This window comes from Streptomyces sp. NPDC045955 (assembly GCF_056430805.1).
On sequence record NZ_JBWKKY010000001.1, the window covers coordinates 252,592 to 275,855 of the forward strand.

Below are 23,264 nucleotides of genomic sequence, written 5' to 3' on the forward strand. Positions count from 1 at the left end.
ATACCCACTTCGGGACAAGATGACGGAAAAAATGGAAAAACCGGAAGAAAAAGGGTGTCGTTGAGGGACGACTCGACGACCGGCGTTGGTCGTGAGTTCTGCGTGTGGTGACTGGGGTGGCGCCCGGAACCAATCGGTCCGGCTGGTCAGGCTTGGCGGAGGTCCTCCATGGTCACTGTCGTGCCCGGCAGGACGGAACGGGCCGGGGCCCGCAGTCCGTCCAGGAACAGCTGAAGATGACGGTGTACGAAGGCGTCGGCGCTGAGGCACGCCGTACCGGCCGGGGGCCGGCTGAGCTGGGCCACGGCGACCATCAGGTCACCGACGCCGACGTCGGGGCGGAGCTGGCCGGCCGCCTTGGCGCGGTTCATGACCATCTCGAGGATCCGCTCCACGCGCTCGCGCGCCGCTTCGAGATCCGGGTGGTTCTTGTCGAACGTGCTGGAGACCATCGGGCACAGCGCGCTGATCCGCTCGTCGGCGGAGGTGTGCACAAAGCGCTCCAGGGCCTCGAACGCGTCCCCGGTCCCCGAGAGCGCGCGCTCGGCCGCCGCGACCGTACGGTCCAATACGGAGCAGACGACCTCGCGCACGAGCGCGTCGCGGTCCGGGAAGTTGCGGTACACCGTGGCGTTGCCGACGCCGGCCCGGCGGGCGATCTCGTCGAGCGGCACCTCGGGGCCGTGCTCGACGAACATCTCCCGGGCGGCGGTGACGATCCGCTCCCGGTTGCGCAGGGCGTCGGCACGGGGCCGGGGCGCCTTGCGCTGTGTGGGGGTGGCGGTCTGCACGGCGTACTCCTGGGTGGGTGGTGCGGTCTTGGTGTGCGGTCAGGCGATCCGGGGAGAGGCTCCCCGTTTCACTCGGACACTTGGCTAAACGGGGACTGGGTCCCCGGTATTTCCCGCACCCGGGCTTTTTGTTTGTGACCTGGCTCACGGTGCCGGCGGGGCCGTTACCGGCAGGCCGCCGGGACCGCTACCGGCAGGAAACCCACGATCGGTCTCCTCCAACGCGCGCCCCCCACACCCCTCGACGCAGGGTGATCGCATGGGTGCAGCCGGAGACCGGGAGGCTGCCGTGGCGCGGGAGGTCCCTTGCTGGTCCCTGGCATGCAGCCACAGCACCGGCGCCCCCGGCCGGACGGCCCGGGGCCGCCCGGCCGCCGGATACCCCGGCGGCGTCTGGCCGCTCTCACCTGCGTGACCGCCCTGACCTTCACGGTCAGCACCTCGGCCGGCACGGGCCACCTCGCCCCGGGCACCACCACGGCCGGAGCCGGTCCGGTCGTCCTGTCCCGCAGCTCCGCGCACGGCCCCTGCCTGATCCGCAGCGCCCGCAAGGTGCAGATGTCCGAGGGCATCCCCACCACCGACGGCTACGCCCGCTCCACCGGCACCGTCCGCGCCCTCACACTGATGATCGACTTCTCCGACGCACCCGGCGAGGGCAACGCCCTGGACCGCTACCGGGAGTTCTTCCCGCAGACCCGCCACTGGTTCCGCACCAGTTCCTACGGCCGCCTCGACTACCGCCCCGCAGTCCCGATCCGGGAGTGGCTGCGCATGCCGAAGTCCTTCCGCGAGTACGGCATAGACCGCGGCGCCCCCTTCGACCCCGGCTACCGCGCGCTGGTCCAGGACCTCGTGGCCGCGGCCGACCCCCAGGTGGACTTCCGCCAGTACGACCTGCTGAACGTGCTGGTCACCCCCAACGCGGGCCCCTCCGCCCTCGACACCGTCCTCTCGGTCACCTTCGCCGGCAACCCCGAGGCCCCGAAAGCCGACGGCATACCCGTGGCCAACGCCTCGTTCGTCTACTCCCGCCAGGACGACGGCTCCGGCTCCTACGACCGCACCGGCTACCGCGTCCTCCCCCACGAGAACGGCCACGTCTTCGGCCTGCCCGACCTGTACACCGCGGAGGGCGGCAGCGCGGTCGGTCACTGGGACATCATGAGCGAGGACTGGGGCGCCAACAACGACCTCCTCGGCTGGCACAAGTGGAAACTGGGCTGGCTGGACGCCGCGCAGGTGCACTGCGTGTCGGCCCCCGGCACCACGGAGTACACCCTGACGCCGCTGGCCCGCAGGGGCGGCTCCAAGCTGGTCGTCGTCCCCCTGGACAGCGGGACGGGCTACGCCCTCGAACTGCGCACCCGCGCCGGCAACGACGAGGCGGTCTGCCGCCAAGGCGTCCTGATCTACAGGATCGACGCCGCGGTGGACACGGGCATGGGCCCGGTCACCGTCCAGGACTCCCGCCGCGACAGCGGCGGCTGCACCCGCGTGCCGAACGTCCACGCGGAACTGTCCGATGCGCCGTTCGCGCGCGGGGAGACGTTCCGCGATCCGCGCAGGGGGATCGTGATCAGGGTGGTGGGAGCGGACCGGAAGGGGGACTACCGGGTGCGGGTGACGCGGGAGCCGATGGTGGCAGGTAGCAGGAGGTAGCGGTCGGCGGGAGCCGATAATGGCGGGTAGCAGGGGATAGCGGTCGGCGCGAGCCAATAATGGCAGGTAGCAGGGGATACTGGTCGGCGGGAGCCAATAATGGCAGGTAGCAGGGGATAGTGGTCGGCGGGAGCCGAGGTAGCAGGGGGTAGCGGTCGGCTGGGGTCGATCAGCGCCCAGTAGTCGGACGAATTCCGGATTACGGTAGGCCTGCCGCGACCGCCGTACCGGAGAGCCGATGCCAGCGAAGCCCACGAACGACGCCCACGAGGCGGCGGCCCCACGGGCCGAGGTGACGGGGGCGGCTGCCACACCGTCTGCCGGGGCCGTGACGGGGGCGGCAGCCGCACCGGCTGCCGGGGCCGGGGCGCCCACCGAGGCGGTCACACCGCTGATCCGCGGCATCGCGGTCCTGCGGGAACTGACCGAGGCGGACGGCACGCTGAGCCTCAGCGCCCTGGAACGCGCCACCGGCCTCGCCCGCTCCACGATCGACCGCATCACGGCCACGCTCGCCCGCATGGACTACGTCCGCGTGGACGGCAGGGACGTGCACCTGGCCCCCCGCCTGATGGAACTGGGCAACGCCTACCTCTCCGCCCTGCGCCTCCCCGCGCTCCTGTCCGCCCGAGCGGACGCCCTGGCCGACGAACTGGACGAGTCGGTGTCCCTGGCGGTCGCCGACCGCGACGGCATCCGCTTCATCCACCAGGCGACCCGCCGCCGCGCGATGTCCTTGAGCTTCCGCATCGGCGACCTGCTCCCCGCCGAACGCACCGCACCGGGCCCGCTGTTCGCGACGCAGTGGACGGACACCGACTGGCAGCGCTGGCGGGACCGCAGGGCGTCGGACCCGAGGGACCTGTCCTTCACGGCCGTACCGCCGCGTAAGCACGGAGCGGACCAGCGCAGCGACGCGGCCTTCGTCAGCCGTACGGAAGCCGCGGCCGCGAACGGCTGGGCCCTCGACGACCAGCTGATCGAACCGGGCCTGGTGGCGGTCTCGGTCCCGGTCCGGTCCGCGCACACGGGCGACAGCCGGAAAATCGCGTGCGTCGCGAGCGTGGTCAGCCACACGAGTCGGCACACGGCGGACGACCTGCGCACGACCCTGCTGCCGAGGCTGCGGACGGCGGTGACGGAGATGGAACGCGAACTGCGCCGCACGCCGCCCCCGGAGCCCGGCCCGCCGCCCTCGGACCTGGCGCTCTGGACGGGCGCGTCCAAGCAGCAGCTGGGCCGCGACTTCATCGAATCCCTGGCCCGCGGCCTGACGGTCCTGACGGCCTTCGGCGAGGGCAGGCCGGAACTGACCCTCACGGAGGTGGCCCAGGCGACGGGCCTGGCCCGGGCGACGGCCCGCCGAGCCCTGATCACCTACGAACACCTGGGCCTGGTGACGACCCCGAACCCCCGCGCCTTCACCCTCACCCCCCGGGTCCTCTCCCTGGGCTTCCCGCCCCTCTCCCGCACGTCCCTGCCCGAGATCGCCCAGCCCCACCTGTCCGACCTGACGTCCCGCATCCACGAGTCGACGGCGCTGGCGGTGCTCTCGGACCCGGGCGAGGAGATCCAGTACACGGCCAGGGTGGCGACGGGCCGTGTGATGAGCGTGAACATCACGGTGGGCACGCGCCGGCCGGCGCACGCGACGGCCCCGGGCCGAGTCCTGCTGGCGGACACAGCCACGGATCACGAAGGCCTTGACCTGACCTCGATCCGCTCCCAGGGCTACGCCTTGGTCGACGAGGAACTGGAAGAGGGCCTCCGCTCCCTCGCGGTCCCGCTCCGCGACCGCTCCGGACGGGTGGTGGCCGCCCTGAACACGGCGATGCACGCCAGCCGCCACACCCTGCGCGAGTGCGTGACGGACCTCCTCCCCGAACTCACGTCGACAGCCGCCCGCATCGAGGCGGACCTCCACACCGCCGGCCGCTTCACCCATGTGCCGCTGACCTGACCCCCGCCCCGGGGGGAGCTACGGGTGTTCCATCCCGCTCACCGGATCGCCAGGTGGCCGAGGGAGGACCGGACATTGCGGCGGCTCTCCTCGACGTTGTCTCCGCCGACCTTCTCCGCCACCGCGTCCGCCAGCACCGGCGTCACCATCGCCTCGGCCACGACTGGCAGGATCCCGAACGGGCCCTGGAGATCCACCTTGCCCTCCACTGCACCACACCCGGCGCACGCTGCAGCAGGGGGTGCGGTCTCGGGAGGGCGTGGGGGATGCGGGCAGTCAGGGTGCAGAAGGGGCGGGTGGGTTGGGGTTGGGTGCGGAGGGGTTGGGTGCGGAGGGGTTGGGCGCACGGGGGTTGGGCGCACGGGGGTTGGGCGCATGGGGGTTGGGCGCATCAGGGTCGGGTGCGTAGGGCTCGGGTGTGCAGGGATCAGGCGAGGCCCGAAGCGCCCACACATGCCGTCGCGGGGCCGCGAGCCACAGGGCCGTCGGTGCCTTGGCTCGTTCGTGCCACTCGCCGATCAACAACAGCTCGAACCCGAAGCCCGGCCGGGGAAGTCGTACCCGGACCGCCGCCGCGAGCATGGTGCGCCGCACCGGCCCCTGGGCGGTGTCCAGCGGTCGGCGCAGACCCTCCCTCGCTCCGGCGCGGACGCACCTACGGCCCCAGCCCACCGCCCCACCCCGATCCGCTACCCTGTCAGGGGCTGCCACCTCGGTGGCGTCCCCACCCTTGTCGCGATCGGGGCGAATAGTCACTCAGAGTATTCAGCTACGGTTTCGCAAGGCCCGCCTTCGTAGCTCAGGGGATAGAGCACCGCTCTCCTAAAGCGGGTGTCGCAGGTTCGAATCCTGCCGGGGGCACCAGGTCAGAAGGGCTCGCACCTACGACTTTCGTAGGTGCGAGCCCTTCTGACATCTACGGCTGACATCAACGAGCCTGGTCACTGACGACCGGGGCGCCTCCTGAGCAGGCGGTCCATGTGGCTCATGGCTTCGCGCTGCGTGTCCTGGACGACATGGGTGTAGACGTCCGTGGTGATGCTGCCGCTTCGGGTCGCAGCGTCTCGTCTGGGCAGGCGTGTGCGGTCCGTCGCGCATTGCTCATCAGAACCCAGCAGGTCACAGGACACACGCCGGGATACGCTCACCGCCTTGGTAATGAGTCAGCCAGCCACCTTTATTCCGGGGGGAATTGTGACGATTTCATCGCATGGTTGCGTACCGCGCAGAGTGACGAGCGCGACGTTCGCCTCTGTGCTGCTCATTTGGGGAACGGTTGCCTGCGGAGGGGGCTCGGCGAGTGACTCCGCGGAGGGCTCGCCCAGGGTGACGCCCGCTACGGCCGTGGCAAAGGCGGCGGCGAACTCCGAGCGCATCAGGTCGCTCCACTACCGCGTCACCGGGACCGTGCCGGAGAAGGGCCGGCTGGAGGCCGAAGCATCCATGCACACGGAACCGGCGGTCATGAAGATGAGGATGAACGCGACCGACCAGGGCAGAGACGGCCGGCTGGAGATCCGGTTCGTCGACGAGGTGATGTATGTCCGCGGGAGCGGGATCGACTCCGAGAAGCTGGACGGCAAGAGCTGGTTCAGCGCCGACCCGGCTGTATGGGGACGCGGCGCGATGGACAACAAGTCCTACCGGGTACTGCCGACTCAGATCGAAGGTAACCCAGCCATGCAGTCCACGATCCTGACCGCCGCCAAGGACGTGCGGAGGATCGGGACGGAGACGATCGACGGCACCCGGACCACTCACTACAGAGGAACGGTCACCGGTCGCGGCATCAGTGCCGCCCGTGACACTGCAGCGAACAAGGCGGCTCGGGAGCGCCAGATCGACAACCTTGATCAGTTCATGATGCTGCGCGTCGACGACACGCTCACCATGGATCTGTGGATCGGGGACGACAACCACGCCAAGCAGTTCCGCATGCGGGGCGACACACGCGCCACACGGGGCGGCACCGACGGCAAGCCGCTCGAATTCATCGACGGTGCTCCCCTCGACTTGACCATCACCTTCCTCGACATCAACCAGCCGGTGACCGTCGAGGCACCACCGTCCGAAGACACCGCCGACCTCGCCTCGCTGGCGGATGAGGCACGGGCAGGCTGAGCCATACCAGGGAAGAGCTAAACGCCTGGCCCAGCGGAACCGTCTCACTTTCCGTCTCATTCAGCCCCGTTCATGGCCGTTCAGGGGAGGATCCGAGCCCCGGCCCACTCCTCCGACCAACCGGCCATGAACGCGGGCGAACGGCCCTGGACAGGCCCCAGCAGGCCACCAACACAGTTGGAAAGCGTGTTGGTCGATGCCACCTCACGCGCGGGCTGGGGAGGGCAGGGCAAGGTATCGGCTGAGCCCCAGTCCCATAACGGCAGCGTCGGGCCAGCCTACAAGCTCCACAATTCCCGATCATGGAGTGGCTTTCACTGACAATCGCACTGGTCCCTGCGGCGCTTGCGTGGGGCATCACCGTCTGGCAGGTACGGACACAGCGAGTTCGCCAGGTCGAAGACGTCTACGTGGCGCGCTACTGGTCGTTGCTGGACAGACTGTCGACTACCACCCTTCGTGGGATGGACGGACACACGCTCACGCCGCAAGAGGAGACGGCAATCCGGCTGTACTTTCGCCTGAGCGAGGATGAGGCAGATCTGCGTGCTCAAGGCCGGGTTTCCGACGACACTTGGCGCGATTGGAGCGGCGCAATCTCTTCACAGATGCATCGCCAGCCCTTCGAACGCCTATGGGCCGAGACCCTGGAGGACTCCGACGCCGGGCGCGATTACGAGGTCAGGCACCTACGCGAGCGGACCGGTACGACACATAGGGGGCGGGATGTCTGCATATGGCCGGGAGGACAGCGAGTGGGACTGCCTTGTGGACTCAGGGCGCGAGTTCCTCGTTGAGCGAGCGAAGTTGGGCAAGCTCACTTCATACACCGAGCTCAACGTCACCTTGGCCAGGCGAACTGGCTATCGGCTCTTCGACTTTGACCGTGCCGACGAGCGAGCAGCTATGGGACATCTGCTCGGTCTGATCGTGGAACGAGACCAGCAGATCGCGCCCTCTGATCCCCCGCTGATGCTGTCGGCTCTCGTTAACTACCTGACCGCCAACGATGCCGGCCCCGGCTTCTACCAGCTCGCCAAGGAGCTTCAACTCCTCCCCATGAGTGCGTCGAAGGACGAGAAGGACAGCTTCTGGATCAAGCAGGTACGACGGCTTTACGAACGCCACGGGGCAAGGCCGTCCCTGGCCTGAGCGGCACCCCTGAGTGTCTAACTGCGTGACAGCGCCCACGAACACCGGCGAACAATCGCGAACGCCTGCGGAACATCAGCACAGGTGAGAGCCACACCAGCCCAAGACAGCACCCCCACTCCAGTTGCTTCGGGACGAAGCGGTCCCGTCGCCAAGGGAGGTGGCGGTGCGCCGGTGCGACTGGAACCGAGGCGAATCCGGGGACCCTCAATTCCCGGCCCCCCATGGCCGCCGTACCCGTCAGTTGAAGCGGTGTGCGGACCTTCCGTAGGGGCGGCAGCTCCTGCAAGGAAGCCTGGATCTCGGCGAGGCAAACAGTGTCCGCCAGCCGGTTCACGGTAACGGACGCTCCCTGGGGGCGGCGGATACGTGGGATGCTTTTGAGTTCTCGTGCCACCCCCTCCGGATCCAAAGAAAGAGGTCCTGATGTCCCGTCGGCATGAGCCGTCACCGCCGTTGTCGCCACTGCCGTCGATCACGCTGCGCGGGTACGGCGAGACCATGTGGCTGGAGGGCCGGGCCGTAGTGTTGGAGCAGAAGGGGCTGCGGCGGCGGATACCGGTCGAGGCCGTGGAGGAGGCACGGGCCGTGGGCCGGGGGCGACGCTCGGTCGAGATCGCGCTGTGGGGCGTGGACGGCGCTCCGGGGCCCGTGTTCACCCTGGAAGGCCGCGACGCCGCCCAAGCGGGCCGGCTCGTTGAGGTGGCCAACGGGGCACGGTCAAGAAGCGGTCCGGCGCAGGGCGGGGCGGCCCTGGTCGAGGAGCAGCCGGTCAGCACATCCGGCCGGAAGAAGGGCCTGACCCGCCGTGAACGCGCCGCGGGGATCGTTCTCCTTCTCGTATACGCCGGCGGACTCGCCCTGCTGGCCTGGGCCGGCGAACCGCAGCAGGTGGCGTGGTGGCTGCTCGGGGCGGTACCCGCCCTCTTCGGTCTGCTGATCGTGGTGCCCTCGCTCCGGTGGGCGTGGAAGCGGTGGACCGTGCGCAGGCGGGGTGTCACGGTCGTCGCGGCATTCGCCCGGCGAGAGGGCAAGCGGACGTTCTTCCGGTACACCGATCTGGAGGGCGGGACGCACGAGATCGAGCCCGACTACGCGGCCAGACGCATCGGCGGCGACCCGAGACGCATCGAAGTCGTCTACGACCGTCAGCAGCCCGACAGGGCCGTCTGCTCACTGACAGCCTCGACCCTGCTGTGGCGCACAGCGGGCGTGACGCTGGCCGGCGGACTGCTGCTGTCGCTCGCGTTCGTCATGATGCCCCTACAACTGATCCTCCTGGTGCTCTCTGAATGATCTGAATGATCTGAATGACATCCAACGCCGACATCAACGGCTACGAACAGCCGCGGATGTCGGCGGTTGCTCGTAACCCCAGTGCACGCAGGAAGGCCCCACCGTGCCGGGGATGGATCGAACTCCTGACGGGCACCGAGAAACGCCTGGTCAGATGTCCTCCCGGCACACATATGGCACAAAGGGGGCTGCGGGCAGAGGTGGGAGCTATGCGAGATGCCCGCGAAGGACGAGCTGGCCCGACGCCGGTGCGAGAAGCTGGTCGACCGCTTGCGGACGTCGGGCCCCTTTCCGATCAGGCCAGGCCGAACTTCTCGGCGTGCACCTGTCGCGCGGGGACCCGCAGGTCTCGCAGGCCCGCGAGCACCGCCCTGGTCATAGCGGGCGGGCCGCAGACGTACACGTCGCGTTCGGTGATGTCCGGGACCAGGCGGTGCAGGCTGTCCGGACCGAACGGCGGGGTGCCGCACTCGTCGGTTCTGCCGGTGAGCAGGTGCAGCCGGCCGCCCCGGAGCGCGACCAGGTGCCGTACCTCGTTCAGCAGCACCGCGTCGGCCTCGCTGCGTACCCGGTACAGCACGACGACGTCACCGGTCGCCTCCTCCAGCATGGCCCGCACGGGTGTGATCCCCACGCCGCCGGCGATCAGAAGGGTGCCGGGGCGGCTGCGGTGCAGCGAGGTGAACGCCCCGTACGGTCCCTCGACGAAGGCGCGGCTGCCGACGGGGACGTTCCGCAGGCCTGCGCTGGTGCTGCCCACCGCCTTCGCCGTGAGGCGCAGGCCCTGTCCGCCCGGTGCCGCCGACAGGGAGAAGGGGTTGGCCGACCACCAGTGGTTGTGTCCGGGGAACCGCCAGATGCAGAACTGGCCGGCGCGGGCCGGGAGTTTGTCGAGGTGCCGGCCGGTGACGTAGACGGAGACCACGTTGTCCGACTCCGGCACCACTGCGGCGACGGTGAACCGGTGGTAGGCGTTGCGCCACAGCGGCATGACGACCCGCCCGGTCAGCAGGGCGCCGAAGGCGAACAGCCAGAGGATCCACCAGTAGGCGGTGGCGAAGGCGGAGGACGTGAACGTCGTGGTCTCCAGCAGCTGGTGGACGAACGACAGGCCCAGGGCGATGTAGAGCAGCAGGTGCAGGCCGTGCCAGACCTCGTAGCGCAGTCGTCGGCGCAAGGGCCGGGTGGAGATCACGGCGACCACGAGGACGGTGGCCGCAGCCCACATGCCCAGCAGGGAGGCCGGTACCCCACTCAGTGCGACGAACGTCTTCGCCATGGTCGTGTCGTCGAGAGTAGCGTAGCCGAGCACCACCAGCGTGGCGTGGGCGAGGATCGTCCAGAGCAGGGTGAAGCCGAGCCAGCGGTGCCACACCGTGAGCCGGTCCATCCCGATGCGGCGGTCCAGCCAGGGCAGCCGGGCCACCAGCAGGAGTTGGAACAGCATCAGCACGGCCGCGTGCAGTCCGAAGAACTTGGCGACCGTGAGTACGTCGTTCTTGCCCGAACCGGCGCTGAGGAACAGCGTCTCGACGATCACCGCGTTGACGAGGACGAAGGTCCACATCGCCCAGCGCGCCGCGTTCACCGGAAGCATGGCGCCTCCGCGGACCGTGTTACTCGCCACCACCATGGTCGCCTCACATTCCCCCGAGGCCGCGACGCCCGCGACCCGTGTGCACAACCCCATGAAGATCGAGTGATTCGTCCGGATACGCACCTCGATCGGATAAGCATACGGAGCGTGGGTCCGATCCGTTCACGTCACCGTCCGAGTGCCTCCGAGCGGCACAGCAGGGTCAGATCCCGGAACTCCGCCCCAGGCTGCCTGCGCGAGGGCGTCCGCTCCTCCGGCCACCCACACCCGCAGATGGGAGGGGTGCGCCGCGTCCATGTGCACGGTGTTCGTGGCTATGGCGGTGCGACGGGCCGTCGCCTCCGACTCGCCGGTGTTGGTGTTGACGTCGAAGCGGGGGAAGTTGCTGGAGGAGATGTCGAGCCGGATGCGGTGGCCGGCGGCGAAGAGGTTCGCCGTGTCGGGGGCGGTGGCCTCGATCTCGTACACCTCGCCCGGGGTGAGCAACTCGGGCTTCTCGGCGGAGCGGTGCAGGCGGCAGCGGACGATGCCGTCGGTGAGGTTCATGGCGAAGCCGTGCGGATAGTCGGCGTTGGGCGGGTGGACGTCGATCAGCTTGATGGTGAAGTCGGTGTCCGGGGCCGTGGTCGAGATGTGGAGCCGTGCCGACACCGGGCCGGCCAGCACCACGTCCCGCTGGAGTGGCGGCGTGCTCAGGCTGATCACGTCCGGGCGGGAGTCCAGGGGGAGGTACGGCTCGTGTGCGCCGTACACCCGCTCGTCCGGGGCGTTCTGGTCGTAGGCGCCGCCCGTCATCACCGGCTCGCCCGAGGTGACCTGGCCGCCCATGGTGGGTACCGGGTGGCGTGGGTCGAAGTCGTAGGTCACCGACGCGACGGGCGTGGTGGGCGGGGCCGGGGCGAGGGTGCCCTCGGTGGTGAGGTAGAGGGCGACGGGGGATGCCGAGGCCGGTGGCCATTGTGTGTCGGTGCGCCACACCCCGCCGTGCCGCATTCGGCCCGCCGCGTCCCGTCTGCCGTCGCCGCCGCCCATCAGGAAGTACTGGACCGCCGGGAGTTCATCGGCGCCCTCCCGGCCCAGCGCCCGGTCGAACCAGCGGCGGCGGAACTCCAGGTACGACGGGGCGAGATTGCCGTCCAGGGTCGCCCGCGGACCGAAGTCCACGTCCCCGGCGTGCGTCTCGCAGCGGTGTCCGTGCGTCCACGGACCCATGACCAAGTACGAGGGCGCCGACTTCAGCTCCCGCAGGGCGGTGAAGTTCTCGATGGTGGAGCGGACGTAGGGGTCGTACCAGCTGCCCATGTGCAGGCTCGGCGCGTCGGGGAAGCGCTCGTAGAAGCCCCGGCCGTACAGCGCCGGGGTCCGGTAGTAGTCGCCGAAGGTGTCCTGCCGCCACTGCTCCAGCAGATAGTCCTCGTACGGCGACAGATGCCGCAGCGGCGTGCAGCCCGGCCGCCACGGCATCGCGCCGAACCACCCCCGCACGTCCACTCGCAGCAGCGCCTCGGTCAGCACCGGGTCCGCCGCGGCCTCCGGGCTGCGCACCGCGTGCCGCAGCGCCCAGGTCACCTGCTTCAGCTCGAAGGCGCCGCCCATCCGCATCCCCGCGTCGTACGCCGAGGAGAAGCCGCCCGAGTCCTGGAACATGGCGGCGAGGCCCTCCGCCCCCTCGGCGGCCGCGGCAGCCTGGGCGTGGGCGGAGTAGGACACACCCGTCATCACGACCCTGCCGTCGCACCACGGCTGCTTCCTGAGCCAGACGATCGTGTCCGCCCCGTCCGGGCCCTCGCCGAGGTACTTCACGAACGTGCCCTCCGAGTCGCCGCGGCCCCGGCAGTCCTGCCGTACGACGTGGTAGCGGGCCTCGGTGAAATGCCGGGCGATGTCCTCGGGGCGAGGGAGCGGGGCGTCGTGGCGGTCCTGGTCCGAACCGCGTTGTGCGCGCCGGCCGTACGGGGTGCGTTCGAGGAGCACGGGAAGCGGGGTCCACTCCGGCTCGGGTGAGGCGGAGTACAGGTCGGCGGCGAGCCGTACGCCGTCCCGCATGGGGATGCGCAGGGTGCGGCGCCACAGGGCGGCGCCCTGCAGGGGTTCGGACGGGCAGGCTCGGGAGGAGGTGTCGTACGAGGTCACTCCCGTGACGCTAGGCAGCGGGCCGGGGCAGGGCGATCACTTGACGTCATCAGGTCAACTGTTCCGCCGGACGGTGACGGGGCCGCATACGGGACCTACTGTGCAGCGCACCCCCTCGGGCCGCCTCCCCCCTTCCTCGCTCCCTTCCGCCCCCGTCCCGTCGTCCCAGGAGTCCGTCATGACCACATCCGACAGTCGCACCCCGGAGGTGCGGACCCGCGAGCCCGACGAGGAGGGCCGCGGCTCCCGGCTCCTCGACCTGGTCGAGCGCGCGGGGAATGCCCTGCCGCACCCGTTCTGGCTGTTCTGGATCCTGTGCGGGGTCGTCGCCGTCGCCAGCTGGGCGCTGAACGTCTCCGGGTTGAAGGTCGAGGACCCGTCCTCGGGCGGCCTGGTGGGCGTGCGCAGCGCGCTGTCGGCGGACGCCGTACGGGACCTGGTCACCGGGGCCGAGGAGTCCTTCGTCACCTTCGGCCCGCTCGGCACCGTGCTGATGGTGATGCTGGGCGTCGCGGTCGCCGAACGGTCGGGGTTGTTCGAGGCGCTGGCCCGCCGCATGCTGTCGGGACTTTCCCCGCGCACGGTCGTCCTGGGCGTGGCGCTGGGCGGCGTACTGGGGAAGTTCCTGTCCGACTCCGCGTACGTGGTCCTCATCCCGCTCGGCGCGGTGGCCTTCCGTGCCGTGGGCCGCTCCCCCATGCTCGGCATGATCGTCGCGTTCGTGTCGATCAACGCCGCCGGTGACGCCAACCCGCTGATCGCCCCGGGTGACGCGCTGTTCGCGTCCGTGGCCACCGAGGCCGCGCAGCTCGTCGACAAGGACGTGGTGGTCCGTGCGACGGACAACATGTACTTCACCACCGTCTCGGCGTTCGTGCTGGCCGGCACCATCGCCCTGGTCGTGGACAAGATCCTCGCCAAGCGCGAGCACCACCTGACCCCCGACGCGGACCTGGAGGCGGCCGCGACCCAGCAGGTGGTCGCCGCCGAGGTCGATGACGCCACCGAGCGGCGGGCCCTGAAGCTGACCGGGCTGACCGTGCTCGGCTACGCCGCGCTGATCGTGCTCGCGATGGTGCCCGTCTCGTCGCCACTGCGTGGCGAGGGGGGTGCAATCGTGGAGTCCACCTTCATGAACGCCATCGCCGTCTTCCTCACTGTCTTCTTCCTGCTCGTCGGTGCCGTGTACGGGCGGCTCACCGGGCGGATCAGGGGGAGCCGCGCGATACCGCAGTTCATGGCGGACGGGGTGCGCTCCATCGCGCCGCTGCTGGTGCTCTTCTTCGCCGTGTCGCAGTTCCTCGCCCTGTTCAAGTGGACCAACATCGCCACGGTCGTCGCGGTAGAGGGCGCGGACTTCCTCAAGGGGCTCGGCGCGTCCACGCTGGTGCTGTTCAGCCTGCTGATCGTCGCCGTCGCGCTGATGAACCTCCTCATCACCTCCGGCTCCGCCCTGTGGACCCTGGTCGCCCCGGCGCTGGTTCCGATGCTGATGCTGCTCGGCACCAGCCCGGCCACCACCATGGCGCTCTACCGCATCGCCGACTCCTGCACGAACTCCATCACCCCGATGAGCACCTCGTTCATGCTCTGTGTCGGCTACCTGCAGACCCTGCGCCGCAGGGCCGGCATCGGCACCCTGGTCTCCTTCACCCTGCCCGTCGCGATGATCATGCTGGTGGTGTGGGTGGCGCTGTTCTTCGCCTGGTACCTGCTGGGCATCCCGCTCGGTCCGGACGCGCCGGTCCGGTGAGTTCCGCCGTACGGTGACGACGTGAGCATCGTCCTCGACCTCGGGGGGCTCGGCCGCGCGGACCTCGCGGTCGGGCCCTCCGCGCTGTCGGAATTGATGGCGAGTCTGCATGTACTCGCCGAACCCGAGCACCACCCGGAGGCCGCCGGCTGGACGGCCCGCGCCGTCGCGGCGGGGGACGAACTGCGCGACGAGCTGTCGGTTTTCGCTCCGCTGTGGGCCCGTTTCCGCTGCCGGCTGTTCTTCCCCCGTGCGCTGCCGCCCGTGGCCGGTCTGGACGAGGAGCTGACAGCCCTCGCGGCGCTGCCGGCCGAGGAGTTCCTGGAGCTGGTGGCTCCCGGAGTGCTCGGCACCAACGCCCTGCCCGTGCCGTCGGCCCGCGAGCTGCACGCCGGTACCGCCGCCGCGGAGGACTACGCCCGCCGCTGTCTGCGTCGCTCCTACGCCCGCGGTGAGCTGGCGCGGCAGTTGGTGGCGGCGCCGCTGGAGCTTCGGGACCGGCTGCTGGCGGTGCTGCGGGCCGCCGACACGGCGTTCTTCGCCGAGGACTGGCGCACGCTGCGGCCGGCTCTGGAGGACCATGCGCGGGAGGTGCGTCGCCGCTTGACGGCCCGGTCGCCCGCGGAGGTGCTCACCGAGTTGCTGCCGACTGCGGCCCGGGTCGGTCCGGGGGAACGGGTACGGCTGGACAAGCTGCAGATCGACGAGGTGAAGGTGGCCCCACGCCCCCTCGTCCTCGTCCCGTCCGCCCGGGTGTGGCCGCATCTGACGGTCAAGCACGAGCACCGGTCGTGCGTGGTGGTGCAGTACGCGGCGCGCGGTACCGCTCCGGCCGGGCAGCTGACCCTGCGGGACCTGCACGACCGGCTGATGGCGCTGACCTCGCCCGCCCGGATGGAACTCTGCCGCCATCTGCTGGGCGAACCCATCACCACCTCGGAGCTCGCCGCCCGGCTCGGCTCCACCGAACCCCAGGTCTCCCACGCCCTGAGGACCCTGCGCGACGCGGGCCTGCTGCGCTCCACCCGGGACGGCAAGCTGGTACGGCACCGCCTCGCGACGGACGTCGTCCAGCGGCTGGGCCACGATGTCCTCGCCACCGTGGCCCGGTGAACCCCCGAGGCGACCTCGGCGGTTCAGCGCCCCCACCGGGGGGCACGGGCCGAAAGAGCACTCGCGAATCCCCGTGGGTGCTCCTTCTCGTCCAGGGCTCACTTGAGTCATGCACCTGGACCTACCGGGACGGAGACGTGTTCACCGGCGTCCTTCAGGTAGCGGCCCCCCTTCCCGGTGGAGATCGACCTCGGCCAGGTCTGGCCCACGCACTGCTCAGCAGCCGGCAGCGCGTGCCGAACAAGCGCGCCGCGAGGAGCAGTTCCTATTGCGACGCCAGGCGCTGTACCTGTTCGGCTGCGACGACCAGTCCGACACGTCGGGCCATTTCATCGACACCGTCCCCTGCTCGACGACGACCGCGGTGAGGCCGCGAACCTGAACTACTGGGCGTACGGGGTGGGCGAGAGCCGCCACCTCGAACTGTCCGACGACTTCATCGCTTCCCGCGAGCCCGGTCCCTGGCCCGGGGACAAGCTGCTCTCTCACCTCGCTCACGGGCTGGCTCCCACTACGGGTACGTCGACCTGACCATCCACTCCCTGTGGTCCTTGCTCGCCATCCGGCCGAATCTTCTGAAATCCGGGGCAGCGACCCGAGCCCCGCGCGAACGGCTGCCAGTGATGTTGGATAGCCGGGAGTTCTCGGCTCGCGCTCGCCGTGAACTGGACAGCATCAGGTAGGCGATCCGCCTTGCCGAGGCCTGAGAGGAGACTCGACCGTGGCCGAAGAGCTGACTCAGGTGGCACGGTTCTTGTACGAAGCGGGGACGCTCAAGCAGTCCAAAGGTTTGCAGGGTCGGCGGATCACGGGCACCCGGTTGCCGCCGGCCGAAGCGAGCAGCGTCATCGCGCGCCGGTAACGCACCGAGCCGGTGCTGCCCCGGCGCACGATCTGCTGCAGTTTCTGCCCTTCCTGGTCGGTCAGCCTGCGCACACGAACAGGCTCAGCCACCACACCCCCAGCAGTCGGATCGGATGACACGCCATTTCCAACCGCTCCGACCACCAACCCGGTGACCCTTCCTGGTCACAGCACTAGCCGCCGGTCGTGCCGTCGAGCATCTCGCGCAGGATGTCCAGGTGGCCGTTGTGGCGGGCTGTCTCCTCGGTGAGGTGGAGGAGGATCCAGCGCAGGTCGACGTGGAGGCCGTCACGGACGGCTCGCTTGGCCTGGTCGTCCAATCCATTCCCGGCAACCAGTTCGCGGTAGCGGGCGCTCTGTTCGGCGTATTCGTCGAGCAACTGCGTGAGCGGGAAGTCGACGGCGATACGCATCTCGCGGTCGGGGTCCTCCTCGGTCCAGGGGCCCCGGTCTTCCTCGCCGAGGAAGACCACCTGGAACCAGTAGTACTCGACCCAGCGCAGGTGGTTGATCACTCCGCTCACGGTCATCAGCGGCGAGCCCGGCAGGAGCGCCTTGCGAGCATGCTCCGCAGAGATGCCATCGCACTTGGCGCGGGCGGTGTCACGTGTGTAGTCGAGAAACGTGGTGAGCTGGGTGCGCTCGTCCCACGCGGGCGGCGTGTCGTGGATTCTGGTCATCGCGCGAAGCGTCCCCGATCACCGCGACCGATGTCGAGGTATTTATCGACGGGCCCAACCCGCTCCACCCAGCTCCGTGCCCGGCGGGTAGCTACAGCGATTCAACGCCGGGGCCGACCGGCCTGATCCGCCGGACAGGCCCTGACGGGTGCCTGCACGCCCTTTGGCTCAGCCGACGAAGCGGCAGCTCACCGGCCCGACGCCCCAGCCTCTCTCCTGACGTCGACGGACTCCAGGCACTCCTCGTCAGCAACAATCCCTACGGACGTGCCGTCGACGCGGCCCATCCGGGGCGCAGGGAACGGCTGGACCCGGGCCTGCTCGGCGTGGTGTGCGTGCGGGTCGGCAACACCGCTCAGGCGGCCCGGCTGGTGCGCGGCCCGCGCTCCGGGGGACTTGTCCGGCTGAGCGCCGGGGAAGTCGTCGTCGAAGCCGGCACGGACACCCTCCCGGTCGGCATCGACGGAGAGCACGTCGTTCTGCCCTCACCCGTCGTGTCCCGCAGCGCGCCCGGGGCGCTCCGGGTGCGTGTGCCGCAGCGCGCCCGGGGCGCTCCGGGTGCGTGTGCCGCACCGCCGCCCCCACGCACCGCGTGTCAGCGGCGGGGCGGCCGACTGGCCGCGGGTGGCACGGTCGGCGCTGGGGGCACCGCCCCCGCCGGGGCTGCTGACCTGTAACAACAGCACCAGTGACCTGTAAGAACAGCACCAGTGACCTGTAAGAACAGCACCAGTCGGCGCGAATGAGCACCCCCCCGGCGAGGGATCGCGGTCGTGCCACACAGGGTGCCGCCGTCAGGTCTTCCGGCGTGCCGTCATGGTCCGCTGGACCAGGATGAAGGCGCACAGCAGCACACCTGTGGCGATCTTCGTCCACCAGGAGCTGAGCGTGCCCTCGAACGTGATGACGCTCTTGATCAGGCCGAGCACCAGCACCCCGAAGAGCGTGCCCAGCACATAACCGGAACCGCCGGTCAGCAGGGTCCCGCCGATGACCACGGCGGCGATGGCGTCGAGCTCCATGCCGACGGCGTGCAGTGGGTCGCCCGACTGGATGTAGAGCATGAACAGCAGACCGGCCAGGGCCGAGCAGAAGCCGCTCACCGTGTACACGGCGATCTTCGTGCCGCCCAGCGGAAGGCCCATGAGCAGAGCCGACTGCTCGTTGCCGCCGATGGCGTACACACGGCGCCCGAAGCGGGTGTAGTGGAGCACGTAGCAGGCGACACCGAGGACGACCAGGGCCACGAGGGCGCCGATCGACAGTTCCCCCATGCCGAGCGACACCCGCGTCTGGGCCAGGGTGCCCACCGAGGCGTCGCTGATGGAGATCGACTCCTTGCTGATGACCAGGCACAGTCCGCGGAAGAGAAAGAGTCCGGCGAGGGTGACGATGAAGGGCTGGATCTCGAAGTTGTGGATGACGTAGCCCATCAGGAAACCGCCGAAGGCGCCGACGGCCAGTGCGAGGGGGACGACCAGGAGCAGCGGCAGTCCCTGGCGTTCCACCAGCCACGCCGTGAACATGGTGGTGAAGCCGATCAGCGAGCCCACGGACAGGTCGATGCCGCCCGACATGATGACGAAGGTGGCACCGATGGCGGCGACCAGCAGATAGCCGTTGTCGATGAACAGGTTGAGGAACACCTGGGGTTCGGCGAAACCGTAGTTCTGGTACCGGCTGAGGCCGCCGGCGTACATGGCGATGAACAGGGCGGCCGTGACCAGGACGGGCAGACGCCGGTCGCCGAGCAGGCGCGTGGCACGGGCACGGGAGGCGGTGCTGCCGCGCGGAGCCGCCTTGGGGGTCTGGGTGGTCGCGCTCATCGCGACACCTCCATCTTCGGGGCGGCGTCGGCCGCCGGAGCGGGCTCCACCGGGGCGGCGTCCCGGCGCGGCCCCTTGGGGCCCTTCGCGCCGAAGACCTTGGCCCGGAACTTCGGGGACTGCAGCAGGCAGACGACGATGACGACGGCGGCCTTGAAGACCAGATTGGTCTGGGTCGGCACGCCGATGGTGTAGATCGTGGTGGTCAGGGTCTGGATGACGAGGGCGCCGACCACCGTGCCGCCGATGGAGAACCGGCCGCCGAGCAGCGAGGTGCCGCCGATCACCACGGCGAGGATCGCGTCGAGTTCGATCCACAGGCCGGCGTTGTTGCCGTCCGCGGCCGAGGTGTTGGAGCTGATCATCAGGCCGGCGATGCCCGCGCACAGCGCGCAGAACATGTAGACCATGATCTTGATGCGGGTGGACCTGATGCCGACCAGGCGGCTGGCCTCGGCGTTGCCGCCGACCGACTCGACCAGCAGGCCGAGCGCCGTGCGGCGGGTCAGCGCCACGGTGACGGCCACGACCGCGGCCACCACGAAGATGGAGAAGGGCAGGGTCAGCCAGTAGCCGCCGCCGATCAGCTTGTACGGCTCGCTGTTGACGGTGATGATCTGGCCGTCGGTGATCAGTTGGGCGACGCCTCGGCCCGCGACCATGATGATGAGGGTCGCGATGATGGGCTGGATTCCCATCCTGGCCACCAGGAAGCCGTTCCACAGACCGCAGACGACCGCGGCCACCAGCCCGATGCCCATCGCCAGGAACACCGCGGACAGGGTGTTCTGGTCGGCCTGGTCGCTGATGTACGAACAGGTCAGGGCGCCGGTGATGGCGACCACGGCACCGACGGAGAGATCGATGCCGCCGGTGGCGATGACCAGGGTCATGCCGACCGCGACCAGGATCAGCGGCGAGCCGAACAGCACGATCGAGACGAGGCTGCCGTAGAGGTGGCCGTCCGTCATGTTGATCGAGAAGAAGTCGGGCGTGAAGGGGACGTTGACGAGCAGCAGGGTGATCAGGACCGCGACCGGCCAGAACAGGTGGTGATGCGTCAGTGCTCGCCAGCGGGAGGTGGTGGTCACTGGTGTTCTCCGCTCGCGATGGTCTCGAGGATCTTGCTGGTGGTGATCTCCGGCCCGTTGGTCAGCCGCGCCACCAGCCGGCGGTCGCGCAGCACTCCGATGGTGTGGCTGAGCCGGAGCACCTCCTCCAGTTCGGCCGCGATGTACAGCACCGACATGCCGTCCTCGGAGAGGGACACCACCAGTTTCTGGATCTCCGTCTTGGCGCCGATGTCGATGCCGCGCGTCGGCTCGTCCAGGATCAGCAGCTTCGGCTGGGTGATCAGCCAGCGGGCGAGCAGTACCTTCTGCTGGTTGCCGCCGCTGAGCCGGCCCACGCGGGCCTCCGGGTCGGCGGGGCGGATGTCCAGCGCCTTGATGTACCTGGCGACGAGTTCGTCGCGCTGGGAGGCGGGGATGGGCCGGGTCCAGCCGCGGGCCGCCTGGAGAGCGAGGATGATGTTCTCGCGCACCGTCAGGTCGGGGACCAGGCCTTCGCTCTTTCGGTTCTCCGAGCAGAACGCCACACCGGCCGCGATGGCGTCGTTCGGGGCGCTCATCGAGACCTGCCTGCCGCCGATGGTCACCTTGCCGCTGTCGGGCTGGTCGGCTCCGAACAGCAGCCGGGCGAGTTCGGTGCGGCCCGATCCCAGCAGGCCGGCCAGTCCGAGCACCTCGCCCTTGTTGATCTCCAGGTCGAAGGGGGTGATTCCGCCGGTGCGGCCGAGCCCCTCGGCCTTGACCAGTGCCTCGCCGACGTCGGAGTGCATCTGGTGCTCGTGCAGTTCCTCGAGCTGGTCCAGGGCCTTGCCGATCATCAGCTCGATCAGCCCGACCTGGTCGAGGTCGCGGACCAGGTGCTCGCCGACCAGAGTGCCGTTGCGCAGGACGGTCATCCGGTCGCAGACCTCGTAGATCTGGTCGAGGAAGTGTGACACGAACAGGATCGCGACGCCCTCGTCCCTCAGCTGCCGCATCAGACGGAACAGTTCGAGGACCTCGTCGCGGTCGAGGCTGGAGGTCGGCTCGTCGAGGACCAGCACCTTGGTGCCGAGTCCCGCACCGTCCCGGTCGCCGGTGCCCACCGACCGTACGATCGCGACCAGTTGCTGCACGGCCAGCGGGTACGAGGACAGCGGCGCGGCGACGTCGATGTCGAGTCCGAGCCGGTCGACCAGCTCCGCCGCCTCCTTGCGCATCCGCTTCCACTGGATGCGGCCGGCGCGGGTGGGTTCGCGTCCGATGAAGATGTTCTCCGCCACCGACAGGTTGGGGCAGAGGTTGACCTCCTGGTAGACCGTGCTGATACCGGCCTGCTGCGCCTGCAGCGGGCTGCCGAACCGTACGGACTCGCCGTCCAGGGTGATCGTGCCGCCGTCCAGGGAGTAGACGCCCGTCAGCACCTTGATGAGAGTGGACTTCCCCGCACCGTTCTCGCCCATCAAGGCGTGGATCTCACCGGGGAAGAGCCGGAAGTCGACGCCCGACAGAGCCCGTACCCCCGGAAACTCTTTGACTATGCCCGTCATCTCCAGGACGGGCTGCGGCTCTGCCATGGCAGCGCTCCTCGTGAATGGTCCAGGCCCGCGGGGAGCCTCCCGGCCGGGGATGCCGGCCGGGAGGCTCCCGCCGGTGGGGACGGTCGGTCAGTACTTGCGGGTGGGGAGCGCGTCCTTGGCCTGGTCCTGCATGAAGTCGCTCTCCTTGGTCTTGATCCAGCGTTCGACCGTCTCGCCGTCCTTGACCTTCTTGACGACCTCCATCAACTGCGGGCCGAGCAGTGGGTTGCACTCGACGATGGCGTTGATCTTGCCTTCGGACATGGCGACGAAGCCGTCCTTCACGCCGTCGATGGAGACGATGAGGATGTCCTTGCCGGGCTTCTTGCCGGCCGCCTCGATGGACTGGATGGCGCCGATGGCCATGTCGTCGTTGTGCGCGAAGAGCACGTTGATGTCCGGGTTGGACTGGAGGAAGGCGGCCATGACCTGCTTGCCGCCGGCCCGGGTGAAGTCACCGGTCTGACTGACGACGATCTTCCAGTCGTCCGCGTGGTCCGCCTCCATGACCTCCTTGAAGCCCTTGGCGCGCTCGATCGCGGGGGCGGCGCCGGTGGTGCCCTCAAGCTGGGCGATCTTCACGGCGCCCTTGTGGCCCGCCTTCTCCAGGACCTTCTCCAGGATCTTGGCGGCGCGCCGGCCCTCGTCCGTGAAGTCGGAGCCCACCAGGGTCACGTACAGGGAGTCGTCGGAGGTCTCGACGGAGCGGTCGGTGAGGACGACCGGGATCTTCGCGGCCTTGGCCTCCTTGAGCACCGCGTCCCAACCCGTGACGACCACCGGCGAGAAGGCGATGACGTCGACCTTCTGCGCGATGTAGTTGCGGATCGCGGAGATCTGGTTCTCCTGCTTCTGCTGGGCGTCGGAGAACTTGAGGGTGTAACCCGCGTCCTTCGCGGCCGACTTCACCGAGTCGCTGTTGGCGGTGCGCCAGCCGCTCTCCGAGCCGACCTGGGAGAAGCCGAGGGTGATCGCCTTGCTGCCGCTGCCGGCGGAGGCGGCAGCTTTGCCGTCCTCCTTGGCGCAGGCCGCGAGTCCGGTCGCAGCCGCCACGCCGACCGCCGCGGTGAGGAAGTTCCTTCTGCTGAGCATGCTTGATCTCCTTCGTTGAGCCGGCCCGGGGAACGGACGCGGTTGCTGCGGCTTCTGACGTTCCGTCGGGAACCGTGGACGTGACGACGTTCTGCGGACCGACCAACGTTCGAAATATTGAACATGCGGCGCGTGCCGTCAGAGGGTGGTCTGGGGCGGGGTGAGGCCGGGAGCGGCCGGATGCGGGGGTCGGGGAGCCGACGATGTGTGCGGCGCCGGAGGAGCCGATCAGGGGGGCAGGGAGGGGCCAGGGAGGAGCCGGCGATGTGGTCGTGGCGCCGGCGTCGTCCGGCCGGCGCGGGCGTCGAGTCGACGATGCGGGCGATGAGTCCGGGACGCGAACTGGAACTCGCGTGGCGTCGCAGGGAGTACGGGCGCTCACCTCGCCCGGCCTCCGCAACAAGGAGTGCCGTCTAAGGGGGGCCGTCTAATCGTTGGTCGCGACCTGCCAGGGAGGTGCTGCTGTGCCCCGGATGCGCCACGGCTGTACCTCCCTCAAGTGGTCAGTGATGCGGAGGTCATATGAGCGCCCACCGTCCCCCCTGGTCAAGAGGTTGCGCGAGAAGCAGGCCATCACGTTTGGGTAACGCGGAGC

General features: G+C 69.4%; 16 protein-coding genes, 1 tRNA gene and 3 pseudogenes. 8 read left to right on the top strand and 12 right to left on the bottom strand.

All coding sequences use genetic code 11. The annotated features are described in order from the left end of the window. Positions 1–146 precede the first annotated feature (146 nt). Positions 147–791 (bottom strand): TetR/AcrR family transcriptional regulator, encoded by a 645-nt coding sequence (locus AC07F0_RS01160; RefSeq protein WP_478972628.1) that lies wholly within the window; start codon positions 789–791, stop codon positions 147–149. Between the two features lie 321 nt (positions 792–1,112). Here AC07F0_RS01160 and AC07F0_RS01165 point away from each other — a divergent pair, with 321 nt between their 5' ends. Together AC07F0_RS01165 and AC07F0_RS01170 are read left to right on the top strand one after the other, a co-directional pair. Beyond that, positions 1,113–2,453: a M6 family metalloprotease domain-containing protein gene (locus AC07F0_RS01165; protein WP_478972631.1), complete on the top strand. Its 1,341-nt coding sequence runs from the start codon at positions 1,113–1,115 to the stop codon at positions 2,451–2,453. Positions 2,454–2,691: 238 nt separating this feature from the next. Next, the gene (locus tag AC07F0_RS01170) at positions 2,692–4,413 is read left to right on the top strand and encodes an IclR family transcriptional regulator domain-containing protein (RefSeq protein WP_478972634.1); all 1,722 of its coding nucleotides are present in this window, start codon (positions 2,692–2,694) and stop codon (positions 4,411–4,413) included. Between the two features lie 38 nt (positions 4,414–4,451). Here the strand turns inward: AC07F0_RS01170 and AC07F0_RS01175 are convergent. After that, positions 4,452–4,577: pseudogene (locus tag AC07F0_RS01175) on the bottom strand (chorismate synthase); the annotation flags it as partial. Between the two features lie 624 nt (positions 4,578–5,201). On the opposite strand from AC07F0_RS01175, the gene AC07F0_RS01180 reads away from it, so the two are divergent. Continuing rightward, positions 5,202–5,277 (top strand) — tRNA-Arg (locus tag AC07F0_RS01180). A 77-nt stretch (positions 5,278–5,354) separates the two neighbouring features. Here the strand turns inward: AC07F0_RS01180 and AC07F0_RS01185 are convergent. Then, positions 5,355–5,456: pseudogene (locus AC07F0_RS01185) on the bottom strand (tyrosine-type recombinase/integrase); the annotation flags it as partial. Between the two features lie 115 nt (positions 5,457–5,571). On the opposite strand from AC07F0_RS01185, the gene AC07F0_RS01190 reads away from it, so the two are divergent. The 3 genes from AC07F0_RS01190 to AC07F0_RS01200 all read left to right on the top strand — a co-directional run bounded on the left by AC07F0_RS01190 (position 5,572) and on the right by AC07F0_RS01200 (position 8,982). Beyond that, positions 5,572–6,534, top strand: a complete 963-nt coding sequence (locus AC07F0_RS01190) for an SCO4651 family lipoprotein (RefSeq protein WP_478972637.1) — start codon at positions 5,572–5,574, stop codon at positions 6,532–6,534. Positions 6,535–7,260: 726 nt separating this feature from the next. After that, positions 7,261–7,686, top strand: coding sequence for a hypothetical protein (locus AC07F0_RS01195; RefSeq protein WP_478972640.1), 426 nt, complete (start codon positions 7,261–7,263; stop codon positions 7,684–7,686). Between the two features lie 426 nt (positions 7,687–8,112). Then, positions 8,113–8,982, top strand: coding sequence for a hypothetical protein (locus AC07F0_RS01200; protein WP_478972643.1), 870 nt, complete (start codon positions 8,113–8,115; stop codon positions 8,980–8,982). Between the two features lie 295 nt (positions 8,983–9,277). On the opposite strand, the gene AC07F0_RS01205 is transcribed toward AC07F0_RS01200, so the two are convergent. Continuing rightward, positions 9,278–10,579: a ferredoxin reductase family protein gene (locus AC07F0_RS01205; protein ID WP_478972646.1), complete on the bottom strand. Its 1,302-nt coding sequence runs from the start codon at positions 10,577–10,579 to the stop codon at positions 9,278–9,280. A 162-nt stretch (positions 10,580–10,741) separates the two neighbouring features. Further along, the gene (locus tag AC07F0_RS01210; protein WP_478972649.1) at positions 10,742–12,712 is read right to left on the bottom strand and encodes a CocE/NonD family hydrolase; all 1,971 of its coding nucleotides are present in this window, start codon (positions 12,710–12,712) and stop codon (positions 10,742–10,744) included. 178 nt (positions 12,713–12,890) lie between these two features. On the opposite strand from AC07F0_RS01210, the gene AC07F0_RS01215 reads away from it, so the two are divergent. Together AC07F0_RS01215 and AC07F0_RS01220 are read left to right on the top strand one after the other, a co-directional pair. After that, positions 12,891–14,465, top strand: a complete 1,575-nt coding sequence (locus AC07F0_RS01215) for an AbgT family transporter (RefSeq protein WP_478972652.1) — start codon at positions 12,891–12,893, stop codon at positions 14,463–14,465. Between the two features lie 21 nt (positions 14,466–14,486). Beyond that, entirely contained in the window at positions 14,487–15,578 is a 1,092-nt protein-coding gene (locus tag AC07F0_RS01220) for an ArsR/SmtB family transcription factor (RefSeq protein WP_478972655.1), read from the top strand. Between the two features lie 804 nt (positions 15,579–16,382). On the opposite strand, the pseudogene AC07F0_RS01225 reads toward AC07F0_RS01220, so the two are convergent. The 7 genes and pseudogenes from AC07F0_RS01225 to AC07F0_RS01255 all read right to left on the bottom strand — a co-directional run. Continuing rightward, a pseudogene (locus tag AC07F0_RS01225) lies at positions 16,383–16,532 on the bottom strand (IS630 family transposase); the annotation flags it as partial. An 83-nt stretch (positions 16,533–16,615) separates the two neighbouring features. Continuing rightward, positions 16,616–17,122: a DinB family protein gene (locus AC07F0_RS01230; protein WP_478972658.1), complete on the bottom strand. Its 507-nt coding sequence runs from the start codon at positions 17,120–17,122 to the stop codon at positions 16,616–16,618. Between the two features lie 188 nt (positions 17,123–17,310). Continuing rightward, positions 17,311–17,595 (bottom strand): hypothetical protein, encoded by a 285-nt coding sequence (locus AC07F0_RS01235; protein ID WP_478972661.1) that lies wholly within the window; start codon positions 17,593–17,595, stop codon positions 17,311–17,313. A 321-nt stretch (positions 17,596–17,916) separates the two neighbouring features. Then, positions 17,917–18,948, bottom strand: a complete 1,032-nt coding sequence (gene yjfF / locus AC07F0_RS01240) for a galactofuranose ABC transporter, permease protein YjfF (protein WP_478972664.1) — start codon at positions 18,946–18,948, stop codon at positions 17,917–17,919. Then, entirely contained in the window at positions 18,945–20,039 is a 1,095-nt protein-coding gene (locus AC07F0_RS01245; protein WP_478972667.1) for an ABC transporter permease, read from the bottom strand. Before AC07F0_RS01245 ends, yjfF begins: the two co-directional genes overlap by 4 nt. Continuing rightward, positions 20,036–21,574 (bottom strand): sugar ABC transporter ATP-binding protein, encoded by a 1,539-nt coding sequence (locus AC07F0_RS01250; RefSeq protein WP_478972670.1) that lies wholly within the window; start codon positions 21,572–21,574, stop codon positions 20,036–20,038. The genes AC07F0_RS01245 and AC07F0_RS01250 overlap by 4 nt, the downstream gene beginning before the upstream one ends. A gap of 90 nt (positions 21,575–21,664) precedes the next feature. After that, positions 21,665–22,669, bottom strand: coding sequence for an ABC transporter substrate-binding protein (locus AC07F0_RS01255; protein ID WP_436727233.1), 1,005 nt, complete (start codon positions 22,667–22,669; stop codon positions 21,665–21,667). Positions 22,670–23,264: the final 595 nt, after the last annotated feature.

Excerpts from the sequence above, each read along its gene's own strand:
- AC07F0_RS01165 (WP_478972631.1), top strand. The coding sequence starts at position 1,113 with ATGCAGCCACAGCACCGGCGCCCCCGGCCGGACGGCCCGGGGCCGCCC.
- AC07F0_RS01170 (WP_478972634.1), top strand. The coding sequence starts at position 2,692 with ATGCCAGCGAAGCCCACGAACGACGCCCACGAGGCGGCGGCCCCACGG.
- AC07F0_RS01190 (WP_478972637.1), top strand. The coding sequence starts at position 5,572 with ATGAGTCAGCCAGCCACCTTTATTCCGGGGGGAATTGTGACGATTTCA.
- AC07F0_RS01195 (WP_478972640.1), top strand. The coding sequence starts at position 7,261 with ATGTCTGCATATGGCCGGGAGGACAGCGAGTGGGACTGCCTTGTGGAC.
- AC07F0_RS01200 (WP_478972643.1), top strand. The coding sequence starts at position 8,113 with ATGTCCCGTCGGCATGAGCCGTCACCGCCGTTGTCGCCACTGCCGTCG.
- AC07F0_RS01205 (WP_478972646.1), bottom strand. The coding sequence starts at position 10,579 with ATGCTTCCGGTGAACGCGGCGCGCTGGGCGATGTGGACCTTCGTCCTC.
- AC07F0_RS01215 (WP_478972652.1), top strand. The coding sequence starts at position 12,891 with ATGACCACATCCGACAGTCGCACCCCGGAGGTGCGGACCCGCGAGCCC.
- AC07F0_RS01230 (WP_478972658.1), bottom strand. The coding sequence starts at position 17,122 with ATGACCAGAATCCACGACACGCCGCCCGCGTGGGACGAGCGCACCCAG.
- yjfF (WP_478972664.1), bottom strand. The coding sequence starts at position 18,948 with ATGAGCGCGACCACCCAGACCCCCAAGGCGGCTCCGCGCGGCAGCACC.
- AC07F0_RS01250 (WP_478972670.1), bottom strand. The coding sequence starts at position 21,574 with ATGGCAGAGCCGCAGCCCGTCCTGGAGATGACGGGCATAGTCAAAGAG.
- AC07F0_RS01255 (WP_436727233.1), bottom strand. The coding sequence starts at position 22,669 with ATGCTCAGCAGAAGGAACTTCCTCACCGCGGCGGTCGGCGTGGCGGCT.